Below are 6,742 nucleotides of genomic sequence, written 5' to 3' on the forward strand. Positions count from 1 at the left end.
CAGCGTCCCCCCCCCCCCCCCTCCCCCCCCCCCCCCCCCCCCCCCCACCCCCCCCCCCCCCCCCCCCCCCCCCCCCCCCCCCCCCCCCCCCCCCCCCCCCCCGCCGCGGCGCTGGCGGCACGCCGTCCCCACCGTCCTGCAGATGGAGTCGGTGGAGTGCGGCGCCGCCAGCCTCGCCATGATCCTCGGCTACCACGGCCGCTGGGTCCCGCTGGAGGACCTGCGCGGCGTCTGCGGGGTCTCCCGCGACGGCGCCCGCGCCTCCACCCTGCTGAACGCCGCCCGCACGTACGGGCTCACCGCCCGCGGCTACCAGACCGAGGCCGAGAAGCTCCGCGACCTCGACGGCCCGGTCATCATCTTCTGGGCCTTCCAGCACTTCATGGTCGTCGAGGGCATCCGCACCCGGTACGGCCGCACCGTCGTCGCCGTCAACGACCCGGCCAGCGGCCCCCGGCTGATGGAGTGGGACGAGTTCGACTCCGGCTTCACCGGCATCGTGCTCTCCTTCGAGAAGGGCCCCGACTTCCGGCCCGGCGGCGACAAGGGCGGCATCGGCCGCGCCCTGCTGGAGCGCCGGCTCCCGACCGGGCGCGCCATGCCGCTGGTGCTGCTCGCCAGCCTGCTGCTGGTGCTGCCCGGCATCGCGATCCCCGCCTACACCCGGGTGTTCATCGACCGGGTCCTGGCCGGCAGCGGGAGCGGCTACCTCCTCCCGCTGCTGGCCGCCATGACCGGCACCGCCGTCGTCGTCTTCGTGCTGACCTCCGTCCAGCGGCACTACCTGCTGCGGATCGAGATCCGGATGGGGCTGGTCAGTTCGGCCCGGTTCTTCCGCCACCTGCTGCGGCTGCCGGTCGACTTCTTCCTCCAGCGCCGCCCGGCCGAGGTCGCCAAGCGGGTGTCCGGCAACGACGTGGTCGCCGAGATCCTCTCCCGGGACCTCGCGCTCACCGTGATCAACCTCGGCCTGGTGCTGTTCTACGCGGCCGTGCTGATCCGCTACGACATCCTGCTCGGCGTCGTCGGCGTCGGCATGGCGCTGCTCAACGTGGTCGTGCTGCAGGCCGTCGCCCGGGCCCGCACCGACGCCGTGGCCGCGCTGCGCACCGACCGCGGCAACCTCACCGCGACCACCTTCACCACCCTCTCGCTGATCGAGACCGTCAAGGCCACCGGCGCCGAGCAGGACGCCTTCGGCCGCTGGGCCGGCTTCCTCGCCAAGGTCGTCACCGCCAAGCAGAAGCTCGGCATCCCCAGCGCCGTGCTCACCGTCGTGCCGCCGATGCTCGCCGCGCTCAACAGCGGGCTGATCCTGCTGGTCGGCGGCCAGCGGGTGGTGGACGGCGCGATGAGCGTCGGCATCCTGGTCTCCTTCCAGACCCTGCTGGCCGCGCTCAGCCGCCCCGTCACCCAGCTCACCAACCTGGGCGGCCGGCTCCAGGACGTCACCGCCGACATCAAGCGGCTGTACGACGTCGAGCGCTACCCCGTGGCCGCCGCCTTCGCCCGGCCCGAACCGCCCGCCGGGCCCAAGCTCGACGGCACCCTGGAGTTCGAGTCCGTCCGCTTCGGCTACAGCCCGCTCTCCGAGCCGATCATCAAGGACCTCAGCCTGACCGTCGTCCCCGGCCGCCGGGTCGCCGTGGTCGGCGGCTCCGGCAGCGGCAAGTCCACCCTGGGCCGGCTGCTCACCGGCCTGTACGCCCCGTGGTCCGGCCGGATCCTGCTCGACGGGCGCCCGCGCGAGGAGATCTCCCGTACCGTGCTGGCCTCCTCACTGGCCTACGTCGACCAGGACATCTCGCTGTTCGAGGGCACCGTCCGGGACAACCTGACGCTCTGGAACGACGACGTCCCGGACGAGGCGGTCACCGCCGCGCTGCGCGACGCCGCCGTCTTCGACACCGTGATGACCCGCCCCGGCGGCATCCACAGCCCGGTCCTGGAGGGCGGCCGCAACTTCAGCGGCGGCCAGCGCCAACGGCTGGAGCTGGCCCGGGCGCTGGCCGGCGAGCCGACCCTGCTGGTGCTCGACGAGGCGACCAGCGCGCTCGACCCGGAGACCGAGCGGGTGATCATGGACAACCTGCGCCGCCGCGGCTGCGCCTGCCTGATCATCGCCCACCGGCTCTCCACCGTCCGCGACGCCGACGAGATCATCGTGCTGCACGAGGGCTCGATCGTCGAACGCGGCACCCACGACGAGCTGTTGGCGCTCGGCGGGCACTACACGGCGCTGATCGAGTCCGCGCGCCGCGAGGAGGAGGACGAACTGTGAGTCTGTCCACCGAGGCGTTCTCGCCCGCCCTCACCGAGGCGGCCGAGGCGCGGTCCGAACGCTACCTCGTGCTGGACGACCCCGGGCAGCTGCTGCTGGTCCGCTCCGGGGCCGTCGACCTGTTCGCCGTCCGGCTCGACTCCGGTGCGCCCCAGGGGCGTTGGCACTTCCTCTGCCGGATCGAGGCGGGCACCCTGGTACCCGGCGCGGCCGCCGACGGGGCCCGCCGGGGCATCGTCGCCCGCCCGGTGCTCGGCGCCGACGCGGCCTTCCTCCCCGCCTCCCGGGTCGAGACGCCGGCCGCCGACCGGAGCCGGGAGCAGGACGGACCGCGGCTCGCCGCCGACCAGTTCCTGGCCGGCCTGGCCCGCGGCCTCACCGCGCTGGCCGGCGCGCTGCGCGACACCCTGCCGCCGCGCGAGTTCACCCCGCTCGACCCGGCCGGGCCGACCGCCCTCAAGAAGGGCCAGGCCCTGCGCTCGGTGGACGGCCTCCAGTGGGTGCGGGTCGAGCAGGGCACCGTCGAGGCGCCCGAGGGCGCGACGGGCGAGCTCACCGAGGGCGCCGAGGTCCTGCTGACCGAACGGGACTGGCTGGTCGCCGCCGGCCCGGCCACCGTCCGGGCCCGCTCCCCGCGCGAACTGCTCGACCAGGGCGGACTCTGGGAGCGTCTGGCCGCCCACTGCGGGCGGCTGCTGGACACCGTCGACCGCCGGATCGAGGGCCGCCGCGACACCGAGACCGAGCAGATCGCCGCCCGCCAGGAGCGCGACGCCGGCACCCTCGCCGACTCCGCGCGCGGCTTCGAGACCATCCTGCGCGACACCTCCTCCCGGCTGCGGATCGGCGACGCCACCGGCGACGAGCCCACCCTGGCCGCCGCCCGGCTGGTCGCCGCCCACGAGGGCTTCGGCGTCACCGCCCCGGTGGCCGGCACCGGCCACCACCACCGGCTGGACCGGCTCCAGGCGATCGCCCTGGCCTCGCACGTGCGCACCCGCTCCGTCCGGCTGGACGGCACCTGGTGGCGGGACGACCTCGGCGCGATGGTCGGTTACCGCAAGACCGGCGCCCCCGTCGCCCTGCTGCCGCTCGGCACCGGCTACGTGCTCGCCGAGGGCGGCAGCGTCACCCCGCTGACCCCGAAGCTCGCCGCCGAACTGCAGAACAAGGCCACCGTCCTCTACCGGCCGCTGCCCTCCGCCGTACGCTCCGTCTCCGCCCTGCTCCGCTTCGGCCTGCGCAACAACCGGCAGGACCTGTGGATGTTCACCGGGATGGCCGCCCTGGTCGCGCTGATCGGGCTGCTCGTCCCGATCATGACCGGCGAGGTGCTGGGCACCTTCGTCGCCCACGCCCAGCGCAACCTGATCACCGAGGGCGCCCTGGTCGTCATCGGCTCCGCGATGGCCGTCGCCGCCCTCTCCATCGTGCAGAACATCGCCGTGCTGCGGATCGAGAGCCGCTCCACCGCCGCGATGCAGGTCGGCGTCTGGACCAGGCTGCTCTCGCTGCCCGCGCCGTTCTTCGCCAACTACTCCACCGGTGAGCTCGGCACCACCGTGCTCGGCGTCAGCGCCGCCCAGGAGACCCTCTCCGGGATGATGACCACGGCGACCCTGGGGCTGCTGACCGGCCTGGCCAACCTCGTCCTGGTCTACTTCTACGACCTGCGGCTGGCCGGCCTGGCCACCCTGCTGGTGCTGGTCGGCGTGGGCGTCGGCCTGGCCGCCGGCCGGCTGGAGGTCCGCTGGCAGCGCCGGCTGTACTCCCACGAGCAGGCCATGTCCGCCCGGGTCTTCCAACTCCTCACCGCCGTGCCCAAGTTGCGGGTCACGGCGGCCGAGGACCGGGTGTTCGGGGTGTGGGCCGCCGAACTCGGCAAGGGCCGCGGCCTGGCCGCCTCCTCCCGCCGGGTGCAGAACGCCGTCACCACCTTCAACGCGGGCTTCCCGCTGGTCTGTTCGGTGGTGGTGTTCGGCGTGATCGCCGGGCCGCTGGAGGGCGACGTCCCGGTGCCGGTCTTCCTCTCCTTCTTCACCGCCTTCAACCTGCTGATCGCCTCCAGCCTCCAGTTCACCTCCGCGGCCGTCACCGCGATGGGCGTGGTGCCGATGCTGGAGCGGCTGCGGCCGATCCTGGAGGAGAAGCCCGAGGTCGACGACAGCAAGGCCGACCCGGGCGACCTCTCCGGCCGCCTCGGCCTCAGCCATGTGACCTTCCGCTACGGCGAGGACGGCCCGGCCGCCCTCCAGGACGTCACCCTGAGCATCGAGCCCGGCGAGTTCGTCGCCGTGGTCGGGCCGTCCGGCAGCGGCAAGTCCACCGTGCTGCGGCTGCTGCTCGGCTTCGAGCGCCCGGAGAGCGGCACCGTGCTCTACGACGGCCAGGACCTCGGCGAGCTGGAGGTCTCCGCGGTCCGGCGCCAGTGCGGGGTGGTCCTGCAGAACGGCGCCCTGCTCGCCGGGGACATCAAGGCCAACATCGTCGGCTCCACCAACCACACCCTGGACGACGCCTGGGCCGCCGCCGAGATGGCCGGCATCGACAAGGACATCGCCGCCATGCCGATGGGCATGAACACCGTGCTGTCCGAGGGCACCAGCACCCTCAGCGGCGGCCAGCGCCAGCGCCTGATGATCGCCCGGGCCCTGGTCTCCCGGCCCCGCATCGTCTTCTTCGACGAGGCCACCAGCGCCCTGGACAACCCCACCCAGCGGCTCGTCACCGAATCCACCCGAAGACTCAACGCCACCCGGGTGGTGATCGCCCACCGACTGTCCACCGTCGCCGAGGCCGACCGGATCATCGTGATGGACCAGGGCCGGGTGGTGCAGCAGGGCCGGTACGAGGAGCTGTTGGCCGACCGGGACGGGCTCTTCGCCCGGCTGGCGAGCCGACAGATGTAGCAGCTGGACGGAGAAGAGGGAACGATGGAATACACCCTGCTCATTCACGGCGACGAGCGGGTCTGGAACGGACTGGGCGAGGCCGAGCAGGCCGAACTCGACGCCGCCCACGCGCGGTTCGGACGGGCGCTGCACGAGGCCGGCGTCACCGTCCGCTACGGCGGCGGCCTGCGCCGCAGTTGCAGCGCCCGTCTGGTGGTGCCCGGCGGCATCCCGGGCGGCGCGCAGACCCCGGTCTCGGACGGCCCCTACCGCGAGGGCCACGAACACCTCGGCGGTCTCTGGGTGATCGACGTGGCCGACGAGGCCGAGGCCGTCGCCTGGGCCCGCTGGATGCCGGCCGCGCCCGGCGACCTGGTCGAGGTCCGCCCGGTCCGGGTGACCTGATCCCCTTCCGCCCCGGTTCGTACCGCGCCCCGTCGAGCAACTGCCGCCGGGGCGCGGTCGGTTGGTGGCTCGGACGGTTCGTCAAGAAGTGCACTCGACCGTGCAATGGCTTGGCCAACCTTCCCCCTGATCCTCTTGCCCCGGTCATGACAGTCGGCTCAAGCTGTACTGCCACCCGTCAACGGCCGCCCCCAAGGCCATCGTTGGCGCGTGCGCTCCTGTTCGTCCCCTCACGAAGGAGCCACCATGCGCAGATTCCTGGTCCGCGTCGTCACCCTCGCGGCCGCCGCCACCTCGCTGGCCGCCCCCGCCGCCCCCAGCACCGCGGCAGCCGTCCAGGGGCTCGCCTTCCGCCCCCTCTCGTACAACACCAACGGCTACAACTGGGGCGGCTACGCCGCGACCGGCAGCGGTTTCAGCTCGGTCTCGGCGTCCTGGACCGAGCCCGCCGCGACCTGCAACTCCACCAACGACCTCTACGCCCCGTGGGTCGGCATCGACGGGTACGGCTCCTCCAGCGTGGAGCAGACCGGGGTGGCCACCGACTGCTCCAGCGGCAGCCCGGTCAACCAGGCCTGGTACGAGATGTACCCGGCGGCCCCGGTCTACCTGAGCCTCAGTTCGTACCCGGTGTCGGCCGGCGACCACATCAGCGCCTCGGTGACCTACGCCGGCAGCAGCCGGTACACCCTCAAGCTGACCGACTCCTCCAAGGGCTGGACCTACACCACCACCAAGTCCACCAGCGCCCAGCGGACCAGCGCCGAGGTCATCATCGAGTCGCCGACCGGCGCCTACCCCGACTTCGGGACGTTGAACTTCACCTCGGCCACCGTCAACGGCAAGTCCCTCGGCTCGTTCAGCCCGGTCGCCCTCGACCCCAGCTCCAACAGTGGCTACGAGGCCACCACCAGTGGCCTCGGCTCCGGCGGCACCAGCTTCAGCGAGACCTTCCTCCAGGAGTAGCGCCCCCGGTTCCGGGGGGGGGGGGGGGGGGGGGGGGGGGGGGGGGGGGTGGGGGGGTGTGGGGGGGGGGGGGGGGGGGGGGGGGGGGGGGGGGGGGGTTGGGGGGGAGGGGGGGGGGGGGGGGGGGGGGGGGGGGGTGGGGGGGGGGGAAAAAAACCCCCCCCCCCCCCCCTCCCCCCCCCCCCCCCCCCCCCCCCCC

4 protein-coding genes are annotated in these 6,742 nt (G+C 73.7%); all 4 read left to right on the forward strand.

Going from position 1 to position 6,742, the window contains the following annotated elements:
• The first annotated feature begins 142 nt into the window (after positions 1-142).
• A complete protein-coding gene (locus tag ACZ4W5_RS24740; RefSeq protein ID WP_465656943.1) occupies positions 143-2,281 on the forward strand; it encodes an NHLP family bacteriocin export ABC transporter peptidase/permease/ATPase subunit in 2,139 nt (712 codons plus the stop codon).
• The gene (locus ACZ4W5_RS24745; RefSeq protein ID WP_360237877.1) at positions 2,278-5,190 is read left to right on the forward strand and encodes an NHLP bacteriocin export ABC transporter permease/ATPase subunit; all 2,913 of its coding nucleotides are present in this window, start codon (positions 2,278-2,280) and stop codon (positions 5,188-5,190) included. Before ACZ4W5_RS24740 ends, ACZ4W5_RS24745 begins: the two co-directional genes overlap by 4 nt.
• A gap of 24 nt (positions 5,191-5,214) precedes the next feature.
• Positions 5,215-5,577, forward strand: a complete 363-nt coding sequence (locus ACZ4W5_RS24750; RefSeq protein ID WP_360237875.1) for a YciI family protein — start codon at positions 5,215-5,217, stop codon at positions 5,575-5,577.
• Positions 5,578-5,823: 246 nt separating this feature from the next.
• Entirely contained in the window at positions 5,824-6,543 is a 720-nt protein-coding gene (locus ACZ4W5_RS24755) for a G1 family glutamic endopeptidase (protein ID WP_402487304.1), read from the forward strand.
• Positions 6,544-6,742 lie beyond the last annotated feature (199 nt).

It is taken from the genome of Kitasatospora sp. NPDC029367, assembly GCF_055569135.1.